Annotated in this window: 25 protein-coding genes; 21 read left to right on the plus strand and 4 right to left on the minus strand. The window is 34.1% G+C overall.

Features of this window, described 5'->3' with window-relative positions; genetic code table 11:
- The first annotated feature begins 207 nt into the window (after positions 1-207).
- From KO464_05310 to KO464_05390, 17 genes are all read left to right on the plus strand, one after another.
- Positions 208-552: a hypothetical protein gene (locus tag KO464_05310; protein MCC7572788.1), complete on the plus strand. Its 345-nt coding sequence runs from the start codon at positions 208-210 to the stop codon at positions 550-552.
- Positions 527-2,161, plus strand: coding sequence for a V-type ATP synthase subunit I (locus KO464_05315; GenBank protein ID MCC7572789.1), 1,635 nt, complete (start codon positions 527-529; stop codon positions 2,159-2,161). Before KO464_05310 ends, KO464_05315 begins: the two co-directional genes overlap by 26 nt.
- Before the next feature lie 14 nt (positions 2,162-2,175).
- Positions 2,176-2,418: a V-type ATP synthase subunit K gene (locus tag KO464_05320; protein ID MCC7572790.1), complete on the plus strand. Its 243-nt coding sequence runs from the start codon at positions 2,176-2,178 to the stop codon at positions 2,416-2,418.
- Between the two features lie 10 nt (positions 2,419-2,428).
- Entirely contained in the window at positions 2,429-3,007 is a 579-nt protein-coding gene (locus KO464_05325) for a hypothetical protein (protein ID MCC7572791.1), read from the plus strand.
- Positions 2,982-4,019 carry an ATP synthase A1 subunit C gene (ahaC, locus tag KO464_05330; protein MCC7572792.1) on the plus strand — a complete coding sequence of 346 codons (1,038 nt, stop codon included), beginning with the start codon at positions 2,982-2,984 and terminating at the stop codon, positions 4,017-4,019. The genes KO464_05325 and ahaC overlap by 26 nt, the downstream gene beginning before the upstream one ends.
- Entirely contained in the window at positions 4,019-4,321 is a 303-nt protein-coding gene (locus KO464_05335) for a V-type ATP synthase subunit F (protein ID MCC7572793.1), read from the plus strand. Before ahaC ends, KO464_05335 begins: the two co-directional genes overlap by 1 nt.
- A 1-nt stretch (position 4,322) precedes the next feature.
- Entirely contained in the window at positions 4,323-6,065 is a 1,743-nt protein-coding gene (locus KO464_05340) for a V-type ATP synthase subunit A (GenBank protein MCC7572794.1), read from the plus strand.
- A 1-nt stretch (position 6,066) separates the two neighbouring features.
- On the plus strand, positions 6,067-7,461 hold the full coding sequence (locus KO464_05345; protein ID MCC7572795.1) for a V-type ATP synthase subunit B: 1,395 nt from the start codon (positions 6,067-6,069) through the stop codon (positions 7,459-7,461).
- Positions 7,439-8,083 (plus strand): V-type ATP synthase subunit D, encoded by a 645-nt coding sequence (locus KO464_05350; protein MCC7572796.1) that lies wholly within the window; start codon positions 7,439-7,441, stop codon positions 8,081-8,083. The genes KO464_05345 and KO464_05350 overlap by 23 nt, the downstream gene beginning before the upstream one ends.
- Before the next feature lie 32 nt (positions 8,084-8,115).
- A complete protein-coding gene (locus KO464_05355; protein ID MCC7572797.1) occupies positions 8,116-9,129 on the plus strand; it encodes an AI-2E family transporter in 1,014 nt (337 codons plus the stop codon).
- A 13-nt stretch (positions 9,130-9,142) separates the two neighbouring features.
- Positions 9,143-10,348: a PLP-dependent aminotransferase family protein gene (locus KO464_05360; protein ID MCC7572798.1), complete on the plus strand. Its 1,206-nt coding sequence runs from the start codon at positions 9,143-9,145 to the stop codon at positions 10,346-10,348.
- Entirely contained in the window at positions 10,349-10,699 is a 351-nt protein-coding gene (locus KO464_05365; GenBank protein ID MCC7572799.1) for a hypothetical protein, read from the plus strand.
- Positions 10,700-10,706: 7 nt separating this feature from the next.
- Complete coding sequence (gene larA, locus KO464_05370) at positions 10,707-11,960, plus strand: nickel-dependent lactate racemase (GenBank protein ID MCC7572800.1); 1,254 nt, start codon at positions 10,707-10,709, stop codon at positions 11,958-11,960.
- 185 nt (positions 11,961-12,145) lie between these two features.
- Entirely contained in the window at positions 12,146-12,454 is a 309-nt protein-coding gene (locus KO464_05375) for a winged helix-turn-helix domain-containing protein (GenBank protein MCC7572801.1), read from the plus strand.
- Positions 12,432-12,830 (plus strand): hypothetical protein, encoded by a 399-nt coding sequence (locus tag KO464_05380; GenBank protein ID MCC7572802.1) that lies wholly within the window; start codon positions 12,432-12,434, stop codon positions 12,828-12,830. Before KO464_05375 ends, KO464_05380 begins: the two co-directional genes overlap by 23 nt.
- An 86-nt stretch (positions 12,831-12,916) precedes the next feature.
- On the plus strand, positions 12,917-14,602 hold the full coding sequence (locus KO464_05385; protein MCC7572803.1) for a DEAD/DEAH box helicase: 1,686 nt from the start codon (positions 12,917-12,919) through the stop codon (positions 14,600-14,602).
- A 4-nt stretch (positions 14,603-14,606) separates the two neighbouring features.
- On the plus strand, positions 14,607-14,918 hold the full coding sequence (locus tag KO464_05390; protein MCC7572804.1) for a hypothetical protein: 312 nt from the start codon (positions 14,607-14,609) through the stop codon (positions 14,916-14,918).
- Positions 14,919-14,944: 26 nt separating this feature from the next.
- Here KO464_05390 and KO464_05395 read toward each other — a convergent pair whose 3' ends face one another.
- On the minus strand, positions 14,945-15,769 hold the full coding sequence (locus KO464_05395) for a TIGR00266 family protein (protein MCC7572805.1): 825 nt from the start codon (positions 15,767-15,769) through the stop codon (positions 14,945-14,947).
- Between the two features lie 204 nt (positions 15,770-15,973).
- On the opposite strand from KO464_05395, the gene KO464_05400 reads away from it, so the two are divergent.
- A complete protein-coding gene (locus KO464_05400) occupies positions 15,974-16,240 on the plus strand; it encodes a MoaD/ThiS family protein (GenBank protein MCC7572806.1) in 267 nt (88 codons plus the stop codon).
- A gap of 170 nt (positions 16,241-16,410) precedes the next feature.
- Entirely contained in the window at positions 16,411-17,451 is a 1,041-nt protein-coding gene (locus tag KO464_05405; GenBank protein MCC7572807.1) for a DUF354 domain-containing protein, read from the plus strand.
- Here KO464_05405 and KO464_05410 read toward each other — a convergent pair.
- Positions 17,448-18,815 (minus strand): MFS transporter, encoded by a 1,368-nt coding sequence (locus KO464_05410; GenBank protein ID MCC7572808.1) that lies wholly within the window; start codon positions 18,813-18,815, stop codon positions 17,448-17,450. The two genes, KO464_05405 and KO464_05410, sit on opposite strands and share 4 nt — an antisense overlap.
- 348 nt (positions 18,816-19,163) lie before the next feature.
- Here KO464_05410 and KO464_05415 point away from each other — a divergent pair, with 348 nt between their 5' ends.
- Together KO464_05415 and KO464_05420 are read left to right on the plus strand one after the other, a co-directional pair.
- Positions 19,164-19,448, plus strand: a complete 285-nt coding sequence (locus KO464_05415) for a glutaredoxin family protein (protein ID MCC7572809.1) — start codon at positions 19,164-19,166, stop codon at positions 19,446-19,448.
- 11 nt (positions 19,449-19,459) lie between these two features.
- Positions 19,460-19,951, plus strand: a complete 492-nt coding sequence (locus KO464_05420; protein ID MCC7572810.1) for a ferredoxin:glutaredoxin reductase — start codon at positions 19,460-19,462, stop codon at positions 19,949-19,951.
- 1 nt (position 19,952) lies between these two features.
- On the opposite strand, the gene KO464_05425 is transcribed toward KO464_05420, so the two are convergent.
- Both KO464_05425 and KO464_05430 read right to left on the minus strand, forming a co-directional pair.
- Positions 19,953-20,504 (minus strand): hypothetical protein, encoded by a 552-nt coding sequence (locus tag KO464_05425; protein ID MCC7572811.1) that lies wholly within the window; start codon positions 20,502-20,504, stop codon positions 19,953-19,955.
- Positions 20,497-21,591, minus strand: coding sequence for a tRNA (guanine(10)-N(2))-dimethyltransferase (locus tag KO464_05430; protein ID MCC7572812.1), 1,095 nt, complete (start codon positions 21,589-21,591; stop codon positions 20,497-20,499). Before KO464_05430 ends, KO464_05425 begins: the two co-directional genes overlap by 8 nt.
- Between the last annotated feature and the right edge of the window lie 214 nt (positions 21,592-21,805).

Here is a 21,805-nt window from a genome sequence, read left to right on the forward strand (position 1 = left end):
AAAAAATCTAATGACAGGTAGAACTCTCCTCTTTTAACTAAACTCTCGTTGTATTTGCTCCAGTTGCGCTGCATAAAGCAGTAGGGTTTTTATGGGGTTTAAGCTTTTCGCTTCATTTGAGGTGAATTATTCAACAAAGCATTAAATATCAAAAAATATATAAAGGATTTTTTCTCAACTAGAAGTAAGTTTTCAAACAGTGTTTTTATGGAAAAAGCAGAGATACTTCTAGAAATAAAAAAAGCTGAAGATACAGCAATGAAAATCATAGCGGAAGCTGAAGAAAATTACAAAAAAAGTTTAGTTGAATTAGACGTGGAAATGGAAAAACTACTTGAAAAAAAGAAGAGTCAACTTGACTTGAAAATTGATAAAGAGCTGAGGACTGGGACAGATAGAATAACAATGGAAAAACAAAGGGCGATTTCGGAGGGTGTTAGAGAGATTGAGAAGGTAAGGGAACAAGCATTAGAAAAAAAAGAGAAAGCAATTAATTTTATTCTTGATAAATTCATGAGGTACATTGATGAGCTCCAACGAAAGAATGACTAAAATAACTTTAGTTGGAACTAAAGATACCATGAAGGGAACTATAGAGATCCTTCATTCATTGAAGATAATCCATATTCTAGACTTTAAAGAACAAGATGATACGTTTGAAATAGGAAAGTCTTTGGGCGAAGTTTCAAAATTTTCTGAGCTATTACTTTCTATCAGATCTCTCTTGAGTAAATTTGATATTAGGCCTGGCAAGATTAAATCAACTTATACCAAAAGAGAAGTATCAAGAGAACTTGAAAAAGAAGTCTTCGAAACTGAAAATGTTATCAAATCCTATACCGACAAACTAAACAAAATAAATTCCATACTAAAAGAAATAGAAAAATTAAAATCAATTGGCGACATAAAAGACATAGGAATTAAAAAACAAGTAATTGAATCGCTGGATAGCTTAGTATCATCTAAATTAGAACTTGAAATGCAGAGAGATAAGACCAAAGAACAGATGGAATCTACAATTAAAGAAAAATCAGCTTATCTATTGCAATATGAAGATTTTTTATCTAGTGAAATAGAAAAAATGGAAGCCCCTTTAAGATTTACAACTACCAAAAATACTTTTGTCGTTGAAGGCTGGATACCAGAAAAAAAATATCAAGAACTTGATGATATTCTTAAGAAAAAATTTGGAGAAAGAGTTAGCCTAGATAAAATTAAATATAGTGACGATGAATCGGTACCTATTGAATTTAAGCATCCAACTCCAGTCAAACCTTTTGAATTATTATTGGAATTATTTGAATATCCAAAAAGCAGAGAAATTGATCCTACGTTTGCAATTTTCATAACTTTTCCCCTTTTCTATGGGATAATGCTTGGAGATATCGGTTATGGCTTGGTGATATTTTTTGCTTCTTTATTGATGAAAACAAAATTTAAAACTGAGGGTTGGAGAATGATACTTGGTATTTTAGAGTACTCAAGCATATATACCATAGCTTTTGGATTCGTTTACGGCGAGTTCTTTGGATTTGACATATTCCATCTTCTAGGCATTGAAGAACTATTTGGTTTGCTTATGCCCCTTTTGAATAGAATCTTAGATTTCATGCCAATAATGATTCTATCCATCTCCATTGGAGTCATACACGTTCTACTTGGGCTTATATTTGGTTTTATTAATGTTTACAGAGAGCATAATATTAAAGAAGCAATTCTAAAAAAAGGTTCATGGATTATCCTAATATTTTCCGTAATAGTTCTTGCAGGTAGTATCTACATATCCGATATCTTGATTTATTTAGGCGGAGGTCTTCTCTTAGTATCCGTGATATTATTAGTATTAGGAGAAGGATTTATAGGATTAATAGAAATATTTGGTATTATGAGTAATATCCTGTCCTATGTAAGACTAATGGCAATAGGTCTGTCATCTGTAGGAATAGCAATTGTCATAAATAGCATTGTTGTGGATATAATTTTTCCAAAAGGCGGTAGTTTCATATTATTAGGTTATTCGATATTAATATTTGGGCATGTAGGAAACATCTTATTAGGTATTTTAGCCAGTTTCTTGCATGCTTTAAGATTACATTATGTTGAATTTTTCACAAAATTCTACGAAGGTGGAGGTATAAAGTATAAACCATTTGGAATATAATATAGTGAGGTGATATGATGGCAGAATTAGCAGTAATTGTGGTGGTATTGAGTGCAGCCGCTTCAGTCATATTAACGGGACTGGCTGCGGCATGGGCAGAGAAACATATAGGATCAGCAGCAATTGGAGCAATGACAGAAAAAGAGGAACTTTTTAGTAAAGGTTTAGTCCTTACCGTAATACCAGAAACAATAGTTATTTTTGGTCTTACAGTATCTTTAGTTCTTCTTTTCGTTGTACTGCCTCAACTCCTGTAGGAGGGGTTAAATGGGGAAAAGTACAGTAGCGGATGCGGTAATAAAGGACGCTAAAAAATTAGCAGAGGAGTATGAAGAACAACTCGAAGAAAAAAAGAAGGTTAAACTAAAAGACATTGATCATGCAATTGATAAACTGAAGATAAAGAAAACAGAAGCTCTTAAAGATAAGATATCTTTACTCGGAAAAACTGAAACTTCTAGAACTAATCTTGAAGTTAAAAGGAAAAGACTAAAAATGGAGCAAGACGTTCTAGAAGAGATATTTCGAGAAACTAAATCTAAACTAGATAAAATTGAATCAGAAAAACGAGTTATTATTCTTAAGAAATTAATCTCAGTGGCAGAACTCGAATATTTCTTTTCAAATAAAAAAGATGAAAAACAAGTCATGAAATTAGTTGGGAAAACCTATAAAGGCAATATTGATACAATAGGCGGAATTTCAACTGGCGATTCAACAGGGAATATTAAAGAAGACTTTACTTTTGAGGCTATCTTAAACTATGTTTTTGAAAATAATCTCAAAGAGATAAGAGATATTTTATTTGGTGAGGTTGAATATGGATTCAAATGTAGCGTCCTCTGAATACTGGGTTGGAGAAACTAATTATAGTTATCTTAATACTAGAGTAAGGGCAATGGAAAGTAAATTATTCAAAAATGATATTTATATTAAACTTTTGAATATGGAAGTTTCTCAAATAGCCAGATTTTTGGGCGAAGGAAACTACAAAGAGGAAATTGAATCTTTGTCTAGGACTTATAGAGGTGTAGAGCTTATTGAGCATTCAATCAATACAAATTTGGGGAATAGTTATCATAAACTATTAAAAATGAGCGGGGAAAAAGCAGTGAAATACGCTTTTGCAATACTGACAAGATGGGACATCCATAATATAATCTCTATTTTAAGAGGAAAATATTCTAATGCAACTGATTATGAAATTGAAAAAACTCTTATCCCGATAGGAGAGATACCCTTTAATTTTATACTCTCCCTTGTAAAAATCTATAGTTATGAAGATGTTCTTAGAAGATTAAAAAAATTAGATAAATTTGATTTTTTGGATGAAACTAAAGATATTGCTGATATAGAATCAGAACTTTTCAAAATGTACTTCAAAAATACTCTTGATAATTTTAAAAAAGAAAAGAAATCACTTTTTTTTAAGTTTATTCGCACTGAAATTGATATTATAAATATAAAAAATATTATGAGGATGAGAAGATACGGATTTGCTTTCGATGAAGAACAAAAAAATATTATTGAAGGTGGATTATTCATTAGTATTGATGATCTAAGTTCTCTTTTAAGATCCTCTGGCGATGATTTTTTAAAAGAAATGAAAAAAACTCCGTATGGACCTATTATAGAAATGCACTGGCAAGAAAAAACTCTATTTTATTTGGAAGAATCTCTAGAAAAATACTTAATGAAATATGCAAAAGAACAGTTTATAGGAGATCCTTTCACGATTATGCATGTTCTCCACTATATTATCTCAAAAAAGATTGAAGTAGAAAATATCCGGAAAATCTCTAGGGGGAAAGCATCTAACATTGAAAAAAAAATAATAGAGGATAGTTTGGTGATCTGATGGAATTCGGGATAATTGGTGATGAAGAGTTTGTCGTCGGCTTTAAGTTATTAGGGATTAAAAAAAGTAAAAGAATAATTAATGATCAAGAATTTGAAGACGGTCTTAATGAAATGTTTAAGGATAAAGAAATAGGGATTATCATTATTCAACCTGAGTATTACCAAAATCTTTCAAGCAAAACAAAATTAAAGGTCGACACTTCAGTAAAACCAACAGTAATAGCACTTGGTGAAAAATTGAGCGACATACTGGGAGACAAAATAAAACATGTAATTGGAGTTGACCTGTGGGGTAATTAATTTGGAAAACAAAGGTACAATTTATAGGATATCTGGGCCTGTAGTTACGGCAACAAATATAGATGCCAAGATGAATGAACTAGTCCGAGTTGGGAAAGAAGGACTGTTTGGAGAAGTAATAGAAATTGATTATGATAAAACAATTATCCAGGTTTACGAGGACACATCTCTTCTAAAACCGGGCGATATAGTAACAACCACAGGAATGCCATTATCTGTTGATTTGGGCCCAGGTTTACTCGGCTCAATTTACGACGGAGTTCAAAGGCCATTACCAGAACTTGCACTTTTAATGGGAGAATTCATCAAGAGGGGTGCTGAAACTCCCGGAATTGATAGAGAAAAGAAATGGGAATTCTTCCCATTAAAGAAAAAGGGTGATAAAGTAAATTTTGGAGAAGCAATAGGTTATGTTAATGAGAATGAGCATACAAAGCATCTCATAATGTCCCCTCCAAATATATCTGGAGAAATTGTAGAGATTATAGAAAAAGGGAGTTACTCTGTTGAAGAAATATTGTGTAAGTTAGATAATGGCGCAGTAATAAAAATGTATCAAAGATGGCCTGTCAAAGTTCCAAGACCTTTTAAGGAAAAAATGATTCCTAATGTTCCTTTGGTAACAGGTAAGAGAATTATAGATGTTTTATTCCCTTTAGCTAAGGGGGGCACAGCTGCAATACCTGGGCCTTTTGGAAGCGGTAAGACTGTAACACAACAACAGTTGGCTAAGTGGAGCGATACTAAAGTTGTTGTTTATATTGGGTGTGGTGAAAGAGGAAATGAAATGATTGATGTCCTTACCGAATTCCCGAAATTGGTAGACCCTGTAACTGGTGCCCCATTGATGGATAGAACTGTACTTATAGCAAATACTTCAAATATGCCTGTAGCAGCAAGAGAAGCTTCAATATACACAGGAATAACTATCGCAGAATATTATAGGGACATGGGACATGACGTTTCACTTATGGCAGATTCTACGTCAAGATGGGCAGAAGCCATGAGAGAAATATCCTCAAGATTAGAAGAAATGCCTGGTGAGGAAGGATATCCTGCATATCTTTCCTCTAGATTATCAAGTTTTTATGAGAGAGCAGGAATTGTCCTTACTTTAGGGGGAAAAATAGGTTCAGTAACAGTCATAGGTGCAGTTTCTCCACCAGGAGGGGATTTTTCAGAACCTGTAGTTCAAAATACTCTAAGAATAACTAAGACATTTTGGGCGTTAGATTCAAATCTTTCACAAAAAAGACATTTCCCATCAATTAATTGGCTTGAATCCTATTCTCTTTACTACGATTCTCTAAAAGAATGGTTTGAAAGTAAAGTATCTATTGATTGGGACAGAACTAGAGCAGAAGTAATGGAAATATTACAGAAGGAAGCAGAGTTACAAGAAATTGTTCAACTTGTAGGCGCCGATTCTCTGCCCCCAGACCAACAATTTTTATTAGAAATAGCCCGGATGCTGAGGGAGATATTTTTACAGCAGGATTCTTATCATGAAGTGGATGAATTTCACCCTTTAAAGAGACAATTTTCACTTTTAAATGCAATTATTAGATTTTCTCGATTTGGTAACAACGCAATTGAGAATGGAGTTGAAATTGATAACATACTAAAGCTTGAGTCTAGAGCAGAAATATCAAAAGTTAGATATCGGAAAGATTTTGAAAGTAAGATAGGTTCAATCAATGAAACTATGTCTAAGGAATTCAAGGCACTTTTAGGGGTGGAATGATTTGGTTAAACAATACAAAACTATTACTTCTGTAATTGGACCTCTAATTTTCTTAGAAAACACTGAAAATATAGGATACGGAGAATATGTCAATATGAATCTTCCCGATGGAAGCATGAAAAGAGGCCAAGTATTGGATACCTCAGAAAATAGAGTCATTGTTCAAGTTTTCGAAGGAACTAGAAATATTGATAAAAATGTTTATGTCAAGTTTTCAGGTGATGTTCTAAAAGTTCCAGTCTCATACGATATGCTTGGAAGAGTATTCTCTGGTTCAGGAGATCCACTGGACGGCGGACCGAAAGTTATACCTGAAGCTAGATTGGATATTAACGGGCTCCCAATTAATCCTTACAAAAGAGCACCCCCTCATGAATTTATTCAGACAGGTGTTTCTGCTATTGATGGAATGAACTCATTAATCCGAGGACAGAAACTTCCAATATTTTCTGGGTCTGGATTGCCTCACAATCAACTAGCTTTGCAGATAGCAAGGCAGGCAACAGTCTTGGATTGTTCTGAAAGTTTTGCAGTTGTCTTTGTTGCAATGGGTATAACTGAAGAAGAAGCAAAATACTTTATTAGTGATTTTGAAAAAACAGGCGCATTAGAAAGAGGAATTGTCTTTCTAAATCTTGCTTCTGATCCCTCAATTGAAAGACTAATCGTACCAAGAATAGCTTTAACTACTGCGGAATTTTTTGCATTTAACTACGATATGCACATGCTAGTGATAATGACGGACATGACAAACTATTGTGAAGCTTTAAGAGAAATAGGTTCTGCCAGAGAAGAAGTCCCAGGTAGAAGAGGTTACCCCGGCTATATGTATACGGATCTTGCTTCAATTTATGAGAGAGCAGGAAGGATAGAAGGTAAGAATGGTTCTGTCACACAAGTACCTATCCTAACAATGCCAGGTGATGATATAACTCATCCCATACCTGATTTGTCTGGGTATATTACCGAAGGCCAAATTATAGTTTCTAGAGACCTTCAAAGAAAAGGAATATATCCTCCAATTGACGTTTTACCTTCTCTATCAAGGTTGATGAGCAAGGGGATAGGTATAGATAGAACTCGAGAGGATCATAAATCTGTTTCAGATCAATTGTATGCCGCATATGCTGAAGGAAAAGATCTTAGAGGCATTGTTTCAATTGTTGGTAAAGAGTCTCTTTCAAAATCGGATAAATTATTCTTAGATTTTGCTGATGATTTTGAAAAAAGATTTGTGACACAAAAATCTACCGAGAATAGAGGGATAGGAGACACACTAGACATCGGATGGGAGATTCTTTCAAAACTTCCCGAAGATAAATTACTAAGGGTAAGCGATGAGTTAATTGGAAAATATATGAGGAGATTCAAGAATGCCCCAGATAAAGCCGACTAGGTCTGAGTTGATTAAACTCCAGAGAAGAATCAAGCTGTCTAAAACAGGATATAACATACTAAAAAAGAAAAGAGACGGTCTAGTAATGAATCTTTTTGGCATGGTAAAGGATGCCAAAGAAGCCCAAGAAACTCTTGAAGAAAACTATGAAATTGCAAAGAAATATCTTGGGATGACGATAGCTTTTGAGGGTGAAATTGCTGTAGCTTCTTGCGCACTAATTAAAAAAGGTACTCCAGAATTTCATTTAGACAATAAAAACATCATGGGTGTTCAAGTGCCCACAATATCCGATTTATCTTTTAAAAAAGGCATAAATGAGAGAGGATATAGTATTATATCAACTTCCTCCAAAATTGATGAAACAGTAGAACAATATGAAAAAGTTTTGGAATATGTTGCAAAAGCCGTCGAAGCAGAATCAACTCTTAAAAAAGTATTAAATGAAATTGAAATAACCAGAAGGAGAGTAAATGCTTTAGAATCAAAAATTATACCAAAATTGGAATCACAGAAGAAATTTATTGACTTTAGGTTAGAAGAGCTAGAAAGAGAGAATAAATTCAGGCTAAAAATGATTAAAGATAAAAAATCCAAGAAAACCCTTGTTAATATTACATAAAGTTTTAAAAAAGAAGATAATTCAAGTTATTTATGGACAGAATAACTGCTACTAAATTAGTAATTACTATTTCAATATTACTTCTTGGTATTTATCTTGTCTATCCTATAATCCCGGGTATAATTGGAGGATTGATCTTCTCTTATGCATTTACTCCAGTTTACAATTTTATTTACAAAAAATTAAAAATGAGAAGTGTATCAGCTACACTAACAACTTTATTTATATCTGCACCATTTCTCATTGTCTTATTGTACGGATTCTATAAAGCCCTTGAACAACTTACATTTGTTACACAAGTATTAAAAAAAGAAACGCCGACTACAATCTTTGACCTTCTAGGATTGGAAGTTGAAGGTAGTCCTTTCTACGGAGTAATAACTGAAACCTTCCCACAAATTGTTAACATCTCAGATTTTTTCTCTAGTACAATGGGGCAACTTCCCCTTACCTTGATGAACGTCGTTGTATTATTTCTCTCTCTTTTCTATTTCCTGAACGAGAAAGATAGAGTGGAAAGTTATTTTGAGAAAATAATTCCAACTAATCACAAAAGAGATATAATTGAGATACTCGGGCCCACTAAAAGAGTAATCAATGGCTTGATTTATGCAAACGTCATGAGTGCAATGATTATGGCATTCCTTGCAACAATTGGATTTTTAGTGATAGGAGTACCATACTCTTTTCTGTTGGGACTATTGACTGGATTGGCCGCACTGTTGCCTGTTGTTGGCCCGTGGACTATATTTTTACCTGTTGGTTTTTATTATATCCTAACAGGAGAAATTGCCCAAGGTTTGGCAATATTAACTTATGGCGTGATAGTTCTTTTTATTTTGTATAATTTCTATATTTTCCCAAAGCTAGGTGGAAATAAAGCACAATTGCATCCGTTTATAGTTTTAGTCGGATTTTTAGGAGGAGCATATATGTTCGGAGCTTTGGGGATACTCTATGGGCCTATAATTTTAGGATTATTAAAAGGTCTAACAGAGGGCTTGTTCAAAGAATCAACAATGAAAAGAAAGTTTTTTAAATTATAATAAGGCTTTCATTATGTTGATTTATATGGACAATTCAATATTTTCAGAAACTGCAAATAGAGTAAAAGCATCAGAAATTAGAGAAATTCTCAAGCTTACTCAAAAACCAGGGATAATCTCTCTTGCAGGAGGTCTTCCAAACCCACAAACATTTCCTTTGGAAGATATTAAAAAGATTGTAAACGACGTTTTAAATTCAAATAACAATGGATTACAGTATGGGCTTACTGAGGGGGACCCTGAGTTAAGACAATATATTGCAGAAATGATGTGTAAATACGGTATTACTTGTAATCCAGATGATATCCTAATTACTAGTGGATCCCAACAGGGATTAGACTTGGTATCAAAAATTTTGATTAATCCAGGGGATATAGTAATTGTCGAGGCTCCAAGTTATCTTGGTGCTTTGAGTGCATTTAGATCTTACCTGTGTGATTTCGTTGATGTTCCTTCAGATGGAGAAGGAATAAGAACTGATCTATTAGTTGAAACACTTGAAACCTTAAAAGAAGATGGAAAGAAAGCTAAAATGTTGTACTTAGTTCCAAATTTCCACAACCCCACAGGTATTACTACAAGTGATAAGAGAAGAAAAGAAATAATTAAAATTGCCAACGACTATGATTTAGTTGTAATTGAAGATAATCCTTATGGGGAACTTAGATATGAAGGAGAGCATCTTAAAGCAATTAAGTCTTATGACACTGATGGGAGAGTTATATACTTAGGTACATTCTCTAAGATACTAGCACCAGGATTCAGAATTGCATGGGCAGTCGGTCATGGAGAATTAATGAAAAAAATGGTAATTGCAAAACAGGCTGTCGACTTACATACAAATGCTTTTGGTCAGCGAATAGCTGCTATTTATTGCCATAATTACTTAGATAAACATCTAGTCAAAATACTAGATTTCTACAAGATAAAAAGAGATGTAATGCTATCTTCTTTGGATGAATATATGCCAAAAGAATGCAAATGGACAAAACCTGAAGGTGGAATGTTTAATTGGGTGGAATTGCCAGAATACGTAGATACAAAAGAAATGTTCACAGATGCAATTAATTCAAATGTTGCTTATGTCATCGGCAGTGCCTTTTACATAGAAGAAAATCTAGGAAGACATACAATGAGATTGAATTTTTCATTCCCAAAAGACGAAGAAATTAATCTTGGGATAAAGAGGCTTTCCGAAGTAATAAGGAGATGGCTGTAGATGAAAACTCTCGTCGCTTTAATATCGACAGGAAAAGGAACTTGGGGCCATGTAGGCAGGCTAATTAATGAAGAATGGGACAAGATAATCATTGTAACAAACGATTTTGGCCGAGAAAAGTTCAATCCAAGTAAAGATGTAGATTGGATAGTGGTAAATCCCTCCATGCCAATAGAAAATATAAAAAATGCAATAAGGGATAGACTCCCTCAAGAAATTGGCGACGAAATTTATGTTAGTTTAGTTTCAGGTTCAGGAAAAGAGCATATGGCCTTGCTTTCTCTTTTAAACGAGACTGGCAAAGACTATAAATTCATCTCACTTACTATGGACGGAATAGGATATTTCTAGGGATTTTATGAAATTGAATATACCATATAAGAAAGAATCTGTTTTGATAGAGATACCAGATAAGAATCTTCTTGCAATTGTTGAGCCAAAGGAAGTTAAAGGTTCAGCAAAAGAAAATGTATTAAAAAAGACAATCGAAAATCCAACAAATCATATACCTTTAAAAGATTTTTTAGATAAATACAAAAGTATTCTTTTCCTGATAAACGATGGCCAAAGACCCACACCAACTAAGAAGGTTTTAGATACAATATACCCCACAATGAAGCCCTATATGGGTAAAATTGAATTTATGATAGCCACAGGATCCCATAGAGTTCCAACAGAAGAAGAGTTCAATAATATTTTTGGCACTTATTACTCTGAGTTTAAGAATAAAATTACCGTTCATGATTCTATAAAAGAGGAGCTTCTTGAATACTTGGGAAAAACAGAGAGAGGCACAGAACTCTACATTAACAAGAAAGTACTTGAAAATGATGCGATAGTAACAATAGGGTCTTCTGAGCCCCACTATTTTGCAGGTTACACAGGTACTAGAAAATCTTTCTTGCCCGGAGTATCGTCTATTAAAACAATAACTGCAAACCACAAGCATGCATTATCCCCAAACTCTAAGACATTATCGCTCAAGGGAAATCCAGTCCACGATGACATGGAAGACGCAGTAAGACAGATAATGAAGATAAAACCCAACGTTTTTGCAATAAACGTCGTGGCCGATGGGGAAGGCAATATATTTGATGCACAGGCAGGAGATATAGTAGAGATATTATATGAATCAGCTAAAGCAGTTGACAAATTATTTTGTGTGCCTGTTCCTGGAAAAGCAGATATAATAGTATCAGTAGCACCATACCCAATGGATGTTAGCTTATATCAATCTCAAAAAGCACTTGAAAACACTAAACTTGCTTTGAAAGATGGGGGCATTATAATTCTTGTTTCAAGTTGCAGAGATGGAATTGGGGACAAAACTTTCTATGATCTATTGAAAGATAACGATACTCCTGATGAAGTGATAAAGGCAACAGAAAAAAATTATGTTCTTGGATATCACAAAGCAGCAAAGATAGCTGAACTTGTAACATGTGGAGAGATATGGGCGATAACAGATCTCGAAGATAAAGTACTGGAAGAGATATTCATTGTCCCTTACAATTCACTTCAAGAATCTATAGACAAAGCATTATCTGCAAAAGGAAAAGACGCTAAAGTTTTAGTATTCCTAGATGGAAGTTCCACAGTTCCATTGGTATAATTTTTATATTTTTATTTTAATCAATAGATTTGGGGATAAATAGGTATAAATTTTGGAATATTCTTTTATAAACATGCATAAAAATAATTTTAGAGATATGCAAATTGAAAGCTTACGTAATGCACGATGAAGCATCCCTAAAGAAAAGCATATAAAACAAAGAAAATGAACTCACATGAATTCAAATGGACAAAGACAAAAAAATACTCTTGTGGCTCATCGCAGGTTCAAGAGGAGGTATAAATAGGGCTTTAATACTGAAATATATTATCTCTAGCCCGTCAAATGCCAACAGAATATCTATAGCCACAGGTATAGAATACAAAACTGTCCAGCATCATTTAAGTATATTAGAGAAAAATGGTCTTTTATCCACTGTCGGGGATAAATATGGAAAGACCTATTTCCCTTCAGAATTACTTGACAAAAATATTGATAGCTTTAATGAAATTTGTAAGGATATGGGGTTAGATGGTAATGAGTTTAAAGATTAATAAATTCTTAGGTTTATCAGGAATAGGACTTATTCCAAAAAAACTAGTTCAAAGTGGGGTCTGTGAATATCCCATGCACAGTATATGGGAAAGAGGATACATGTTCCAACTAAAATATGCCGTTTCTTTAATTAACATAGGATTAATTTTAGCAGTTTTTGTTCTTTATGCAAATATATATAGAAAAACTAAATCTCCCTTTTCCTTAGGCTTGACTATATTCTCATTTGCATTTCTAATTAATATTTTAACTTCAAGCCCTATATTACAAGTTGCATGCGGATTCAGATCAAGCGGTCTTGGACCATTTTTAATACTCCCAGATCTATTTATAACTATAGCATTGTCAATACTTGTTTACCTTACAACAAAGTAAATGTCTCGACCCAAAACCTTTAAATGCTAGTTAGAGAGTCTTATAAAAACTGTATTAAAATATTATTAAAATTATGGTGATTTTCAATGGAGGCGCCAAAACCTTTAATTGTACAAGGGGACCGTTCAATGTTTCTTGAGGTGGCCAATCCCTTGTACGAAGATGCAAGAGATGATATTTCAAGATTTTCAGAACTTGAGAAAAGCCCAGAACATATTCACACGTATAGACTTTCTGACCTTTCACTTTGGAATGCTGCAGCAGCTGGCTTAACGAGTGAGGAAGTTATCAATATTCTTTTGAAATACTCAAGATACGATATACCTTCTAACGTTATAACTGATATTAAAGATATAATGTCTCGGTTTGGAAGACTGTCATTAAAGAAGATTAATGAGGATCTAGTTCTTTTTTCACAAGATGATATTCTAATAAAAGAAATCCAAAACAATGAACGTATTAAAAAATATGTTTTAGCAGCTATAGACAACAACAACCTTAGAGTAGACTTCAATAGTAGAGGTTTTTTGAAACAGGATCTAATAAAAATCGGGTGGCCTGCACTTGATTTAGCAGGATATGAAGATGGAGATTATTTAGATATCAATCTTTTAAGCACTACAAAAAGTGGCTCTTCATTTAAACTAAGAAAATATCAGGAAGACGCAGTAAATGTCTTCTATAGGGGTGGAGGAGTAGAAGGAGGGAGTGGAACTATAGTTCTTCCTTGTGGCGCAGGTAAAACAGTAATAGGTATGGGAGTAATGTCTAAAGTTAAGACCAATACCCTAATTACTTGCCCAAATGTTATCGCCGTTAGGCAATGGATTGATGAGATTCTAGATAAAACAGATATAACTCCGGATAAAATAGGAGAATATTCTGGAGAAGTAAAGGAAATTAAAGAAATCACAGTAACAACTTATCAAATCTTGACATATAGGAATAAAAAGGATGAAGAATTTACTCACTTCAATATTTTTGATAAAAAAAATTGGGGGCTTATAATATATGATGAAGTTCATTTACTTCCCGCACCCGTATTTCAAGTAACGGCTCATATACAATCAAAGAGAAGACTTGGTTTAACAGCTACTCTGGTGAGGGAAGATGGGAGAGAAAAGGATGTTTTCAGTCTAATTGGTCCGAAAAAATTTGATATGCCTTGGAAAAATCTTGAACAACAGGGCTGGATAGCCGAAGCAATATGCTACGAAATTAGAGTGCATATGCCTGAGAAATCTAGAATAGTATATGCAACGTCTGATGATAGAAACAAGTACAGGATAGCTGCAGAAAATCCTTTCAAGTATGAAATGGTAAAGAGAATAATTGAACATCATAAAAATGATAGAATCCTGATTATTGGCATGTATATAGAGCAACTTGAGAAAATTGCTGAATTCCTTAAAGCCCCACTAATAACTGGTAAAATTCCAAATAAAGAGAGGGAAAGGATATATTCAGATTTCAGAAAGGGAAAGATAACTATTCTTGTTGTGTCCAAAGTGGCTAATTTTGCCATAGATTTACCGGATGCAAATGTAGCCATCCAAGTTTCTGGTACCTTTGGATCCAGACAGGAAGAGGCCCAGAGACTTGGTAGAATATTGAGGCCAAAGAAAGATGGATCATCAGCAAAGTTTTATTCAATTGTCACAAAAGATACTAGAGATCAAGAATACTCCGCTAACAGACAAATATTTTTAACAGAACAAGGCTATAAATATGTTATAGTTGATGACCATAATGTAGAATGTATATTAAAGTGATAACATGATTGAAGGAACAATTGATGCTGGAGCATGTGGATTTGTTAATAAAGTTAAAGTAAAAAGAAAAGGACTTGGATTCAAAGTTGAAATAAAAACTGACTGTAAATTAGTTGAAAAATTTTCGGAAGACATAGAAACTTTGGACAAAGATGTAGTGTTCAAAAAGATGCCAATAAATCCAGTTTACCAAAAAGCTGATATCCTGCATGCAGTATGCCCTGTTCCATGTGGGATCTTAAAAGCCTGTGAAGCTGAAGCTGGCTTTGCTATAAAGAAGAGCGTTAAAATTGATTTGGAAGAAAAAGAAGAATAAAAATAAAAATTGTATTTATCCTAAGCCTATCTTAAACGGGCTCCACCTGCGCCACCGCCTCTACCGGAGGGCATAAACGGTGCGAGCCATTGAGCGAGTGATCGTGGTGCTCTTGTCTGCATCAATACTTTTCCATTACCGGATACATTTGCAATAAGACCTTCACCGCTTAGAATTGTAGATTTCCAGCCACCAACTTTTTCAATACTATAAGTAACACCGGCAGAAAAAGCGACAAGATGTCCAGTATCAACTTTGAACGATTCTCCCTTTAGTTCTTTCTCGATTATAGATCCATAATTCGATATAAATAGATCTCCAGCCCCATCAGCCTTTAAGAAGAACAATCCTTCTCCGGATACTAACCCTTTTAGGCCTTGAAATTTGGTATCAATAGTTATTTCTGGAGAACAGCACATGTAAGCCCCACCCTGCAAGAACCATGTTTCGCCCTTCATTTTGATGTGAGTAATATCTCCGGGGTATCCGGGGGCAAAGCTAATCGTACCTGGACCATTACTTGTGAATGTGTTCATAAATAGTGATTCTCCACCAAGTACGCCTCTTTTTAAAGCTCCTCCAATGCCGCCTTTCATTTCAGTTTTTAAACTGACATTAGGGGACATAGTTACCATTGCACCAGCTTCTGCCACTATGGATTGTCCACTATTCAAATTTACATTTAAAATACTAAAAACTGGCCTGTCTTTTATTTCGAATTTATATCCTTGTCCCCCGCTACCTGTAAATCCAGGAGTTGCTGGGGCACCAGCACCTAATTTAGCACCGCAACCGGTACAGAATTGGCTGCCATCAGGGTTCTGTGAACCACAACTTGCACAAAATGCCATTGAAATCACCAACATAGATGTGCTGCTTTGATTTAAATAGTTTTTGAAATGTTAAGTATATTGAACATATTTCAGCGATATATATAGATTATAGTGAATAATTATATAATTCTAATAATACACTAAAAATATTTTTTTACTAAATATTAGGAGAATTTCAAAAGATTTAAAAAGAGTGTAGTTTGAATCATTTATAGAATACCCATGATAAAAGTAAAACTATATGCAGAATATCGAGATATTATAGGGAAAAACGAGATAGAGATACAATGTGATCAGATGACTTTTAAAGAGATTGTTGAGTATATTTCAACTACTTATAATAAAGAATTCATAAAAGCAGCTATCCAAAATGGAAAAATCAATGAATACATGCTTGCAATGGTTGGAGAGACAATGCTTAATTCAATCGACGATACGATAAAAGACGGTGAAACCTTAAAAATACTCGCCACAGCCCATGGAGGCTAATATTATATTATTTAACATTATAAGTTATAATTGAGGATTAGGAATTGTTATAAGCCTTTTTATAACTTTATTAGTAATTTAAAGTTATATGATAACTTATTTTTTTTTGCCGTGAAACAATTATACCCGAAACTTTAAAATATATATGAGAACATTGAAGTTTGATAAAGATGAAAGTATGGATTGACATATCAAATACGCCACATGTAAACTTCTTCAAAGGCATCATAAAGAATTTCGAGGCAAGAGGTCATGAAACTTTTGTTACTTCTAGGAATTTTGATGGACTTTCCGCTTTATTAGATTTACACGGAATAAAGCACACCGTTGTTGGTAGTCATGGTGGATTCTGTAAGAAATCAAAATTAGTTGAAAGTTCTAAGAGGATCCTTGAATTGTCCGAGATAATCAGTGTTGAAGACATCGATTTATCACTATACAAGCATTCAGTTGAAGGTGCTAGAGTATCATATGGACTTGGGATACCCTCAATCTGCGTATTAGACAATGAAACTGCAATAGCTCAAAACAAGCTCATGCTGCCTTTATCCTCAAAAGTAATTGCCCCAGAAGCAATACCTCTTGAAGAAATAACGCGATATGGGGTGCATGAAAGTCAAGTTATACGTTTTAATGGTTTTTGTGAAATTGCTAACGTTGGCGATTTTAAATATGACGATTCTTTTATATCTGAATTAGGTCTTTGTGAGGACAAATTTACAATTGTCATGAGGCCAGAGCCTGTAAAGGCAAATTACTATAATGGCAACAAAGACAAAACAATAATTAAGGCGATACTTGAAAAAACAAAATGCCTAACAGATTATCAATTTGTAGTCTTTCCAAGATTTGAAGAGCAAAAATCTGTTTTTAATTATGATAATGTCGTCATCCCGGAAGAACCTGTCGATGCTCTTAGCCTTATGAAGTATTCTGACCTTGTTATAAGTGCAGGGGGGAGCATGAATAGAGAAGCAGTCGCTTTAAACACCCCGGCCTTAACTACTTACCCAGAGAAACTCTTGGCAGTAACAAGAAAAATGATAGAACAAGGACTTAAAGTTCATCTCCTGGACCCAGAGAAGATTACTAACTTTATTGAAAAAGATAATAATTTAGACATCTATCAAGATAACAATAAAAAAATACTCTCCAAACTTGAGAATCCAATAGATGTGATTTCAAGAGAAATTAAAACTCTTGGCATCTAATGATTTGAGTTTGAATCTTTTCTGATATTCCCCCTGTAATAGGATGCAAATATTCCTACAAATGACAAACCAGTAAATATGCTAAAGGCTATTTTAACTGCTGATAAAAAAACAGTGTGGTATTCGGGTGTTATCCCAACTCTCCCTATTATCAAAGCAAAAACGACCATTGATATGGCCATGCTCATCATTTGCCCAATTAGCCTCATTGTACCAACCATTGCAGAAGCTATACCGTAAAATTTTTTTTCAACAGAGCTCATTATGGAGTTCATATTGGGGGATGAAAAAAGGGCGTATCCAAATCCAACTAGTATCGAATTTATTACTATAATGGGGATGCTTGTAGTTTTATTGAGAAATGAGAATATTAGAAGACCAATAAATGTTATGCCCATCCCAGCAGTTGCAACGACCCTAGGTTCTACCCTATCTGAGAGTTTCCCTGCATAAGGGGAAAAAATAGCCATAACTAAAGGTTGAGACAGTAAGATTAACCCTGCCTGTTGTGGGCCAAGGCCTTTGATATATTGCAGATACAAACTCAACAAAAAAGTAATTCCAAAAGTAGCGCTGTAGTGTATCAAGGCAGCTATATTTGAAAATGTAAAACCCCTATTGTTTCTAAAAATCCTGACGTTTAACATCGGGCTATCAAACTTGACTTCCCAGTAGATAAATATTAAGATAAATAGGATTCCAAATAAAATGAATCCTGCTCCTTGGACGGATGGTAGAAGTGAGAATCCATATATGGCCATACTCAAGCTCAATGCATATATGATTGTACCAATATAATCCATCTTCTCATTTTTAGCTTCCGCCCATTCTCCCTTGATTAGAACAGTAATAAATGCACTAAATATTCCCATTAAAACACTTGAAATAAATAAACTCCTCCAACCAAAATTTTCAGTCAGTATTCCCCCAATAAAAGGCCCCATTGAAAGTCCTAAATAAACTGCGGCCACAGTGTATCCTAGTGCCTTACCTCTTTCTTGTATTGGGAAAGCAGATGTCACTATAGCAACACTTGTGCTGAACACCATCCCAACGCCTATACCAGTTAAGACTCTTGAGAATATCAGCATTGAAGTGGAATTTGATAGGGCAGAGATTAAAGTAGCAATTGTAAATATAATAATTCCATAAGTGAATATTTTCTTTCTGCCGTACAGATCTGCCAATCTTCCAGAGGGAACAAGTGAAATCGCAGCAGAAAGTAAATAAGATGTTGAAATCCAGCTCAGTAATACCGCATCAATGTTAAATTCATTGCCCAGTGCTGGCAAGGCTATATTAATTGAAGATCCCATAAAAGCTGTCAAGAAAGACGCTAGGGATGCAACAATCAGGATATACATCTTATTGTGGTCTTTTTCCATCCAATCCCTCTGTTAATTATATATTTCCGTATTAGTTGATTATAATTTAAATTTATTTAAATAAGTAAGGTTTTGTATGCCACAAGAGAGGTAAATAATAATCCTCCAAGAGTTGTATTGACGTATGGGAGATACCAGTACAATTTTTCTATCTTTAGTTCCTTTCGAAGAAGCAATAATAACGAAAATAAAATTAAATCACTTAAAAATCTTAAAACTTTCTTGGGGCCTTACACTGAAAATTGAGACGATTCCAAATTAATAAAAAATAAAGGTATAATTTAAATATTCAAGAGTACTATAAATCAATATTAGAGAGGTTTTAAAATGGAATTAACTTTCGAACATGTCAATGGGGAAAAGAAGGGAGATATAAAACTATATGCACTCAGCACTTGCGTCTGGTGTGGGAAAACAAAAGATCTTTTAAAGGAACTAGGAGTTGACTTCAATTTTGTTTTTGTCGATTTATTACAAGGAGATACAAAGCAATACGCCATAGACGAGGTAAAAAAATACAACAAAAATTTCTCATTTCCAACACTTGTAATTAACAATGATAAGGTTATAGTTGGATTCAAAGAGGCAGAGATAAAGGAGGCTTTATCTTAATGTATGAAGAGATGCCTGAAGAGAGAATAAACAAATTATATGAAAAATTAAAAAAGGACGCAGAAGCAGGCGGCTATCACTTAAACCCAGATATTGACTTTACAAAAAAACTAGTAAGGGGGCTCATAGTAAACGAGGATAGATATGGATACCAAGCTTGCCCTTGCAGAATTTCTAGTGGAACAAAGAAAGAGGATATTGATATAATATGTCCCTGCGATTACAGGGATCCAGATCTCGATGAGTATGGAACTTGTTACTGCGCACTATATGTCTCACAAGATATTTTGAATGGAAAAAAAGAACTAGGTTCTATTCCTGAAAGAAGACTGCCGGAAGAAGAAAGAAAAAAACAAACAGAGGGCAAAGTAGAGGGTTTAAGTTCTTTGAAATATCCAGTTTGGCGATGTAAAGTATGTGGTTACTTATGTGCTAGAGACGAACCACCTGAAGTTTGCCCCATATGCAAAGCAAAAAAAGATAGATTTGAAAGATTTTTATAAATTATTCTTTTGATTTTAATAGGTAATACCCTACGTACAGTAGTATTCCATTTAGAACGATAGAGTAAATCATCATCCCAATAACATATAGCCTAAGTGTTCTTACAAACTCGATTATACTTTGCTTGACATTATCATATTCAGTAAGAGAAGATTTTATTTCAGAAAAATCATCTCTGGCAGATTCGAGATTTAATTTCAAATCTTCTATATTTCCCAATATGCCTTCAAATTTAGATAAGTCTTCATTTATCCCAGAAACTAAACCACCAAGCCCTAAGGAGTTCAGAGTGCCAACGAAGGATTTCATGTTGGCCAGTCTTTGCATGTATTCTCTTGTGTCAATATCCTTTAGATACAGATTGAACTCTTCCAAATTTTCGTCAAAAGTATCCACATGGGTCTTTATAGAATCTATTTTATCAAAGAGGGGTGCTGTTTTATCATAGACATTATTTAGATTCATCAAAGTGAAAGAAGATATAGAAATAGAAAATATTAATCCGATTACAGAAATAATAATTAACATTTTTCCCAAAGTTTTTTTATCCATTTATACACCTCAATACATCCTTAACATCGGCATTTGTTTTAACAGAAACTGGAGAGAAATGGGTGGCCGATGCGTCAAATCCTAACTCCTTTAACTTTTTAATCATTTCTTCTGTTTTTGGGATTTTGATCTTATAAATATGGGCTAGTTGATGGATATCGTAAAATAGAGGCGTATCTAGTTCATTTTCAACTATTTTCAAAAACTCTAGTGGTTTATCGCTTAGGAATTCTCTTGATTCATATTCTTTAACGCAATCACTAACAAATTTAGCATCCTTTATAGTTGATATCCATATTGGGTGTGAAAAAGATACTTTTTCTCCACAACTGGGGCAAACTGGAATATAAGAATCTGTAGCCTCTCTGAATCCACATTTACAGTTTATTGCAAATCCAAGATTATTCAAAGTTTTGTTTGTCCTCTCCTTTCCATATTTTACTTCAAAATATGCCCTGATAAAATGCTCTTTGGTATATGAAAGCATTGGCCTTACTGACAGGTTGTATTTTGCTGCATTTCTAGCGACTTTTCCAATAAGTATCCTTACAGCTAGCTCATGGGTAAAACTGCATTTCAATGGTTTTGAATCATATTTTCGTTTACAGGAGGATACATGGGCACCTGTCAATGCTGAAGTATCTGTTGCAGTCAAGAATAAGTAGGAATCATTTTTTAGTATCCTAAATGCCCCGTCTAGAAATCTTACAGGGGAACCAAAAGGATCAATATCAACAACTTCAAACTTCCCATATACATGATTAAAATCTGATTTTGTTATTGGCGCTTCTAGTGAATTTAATTTAAGATTTCTTTCAATAAGTCTTGTTGCAGCAGGATTATGGTCATTGAAATAGACTTCCGAGTTTGACTCTAGGATATATCTGATACCTCTAATGCCGGAACCTGAAAGTCCGTCAATTACTTTTCCAGATTCTTTCAGCTTTATTGTATTCATAACTGAGACAGAGATGTCCCTTGAAAAAGCCATTTTAGGATTGTAAAAAACAGGAGTCTTCGCAGTGATCTTTTCAAATTTTGGGACCTCTATCTTGGCCTTACCTTCAGTGAATTCGCATAACTCCATTAATTATAACTTAATATAGTTTCATTTATAAACTTTAATTAGTTTTTTCAATTATGAATTTTAATACGGTGCCTATGAAAATAAGTGAAATATCTCCTGACATGGAGGGCCAAACTGTTTCAGTGGAAGGGAAGATCACTGATATCTATAAGACAAGCGGGCCTCTAGTTTTCAGGATATTTGACGGCAGTGAAATAAGGGCAGTTGTATTTAA

This window comes from Methanofastidiosum sp. (assembly GCA_020854815.1).
Lineage (GTDB): Archaea > Methanobacteriota_B > Thermococci > Methanofastidiosales > Methanofastidiosaceae > Methanofastidiosum.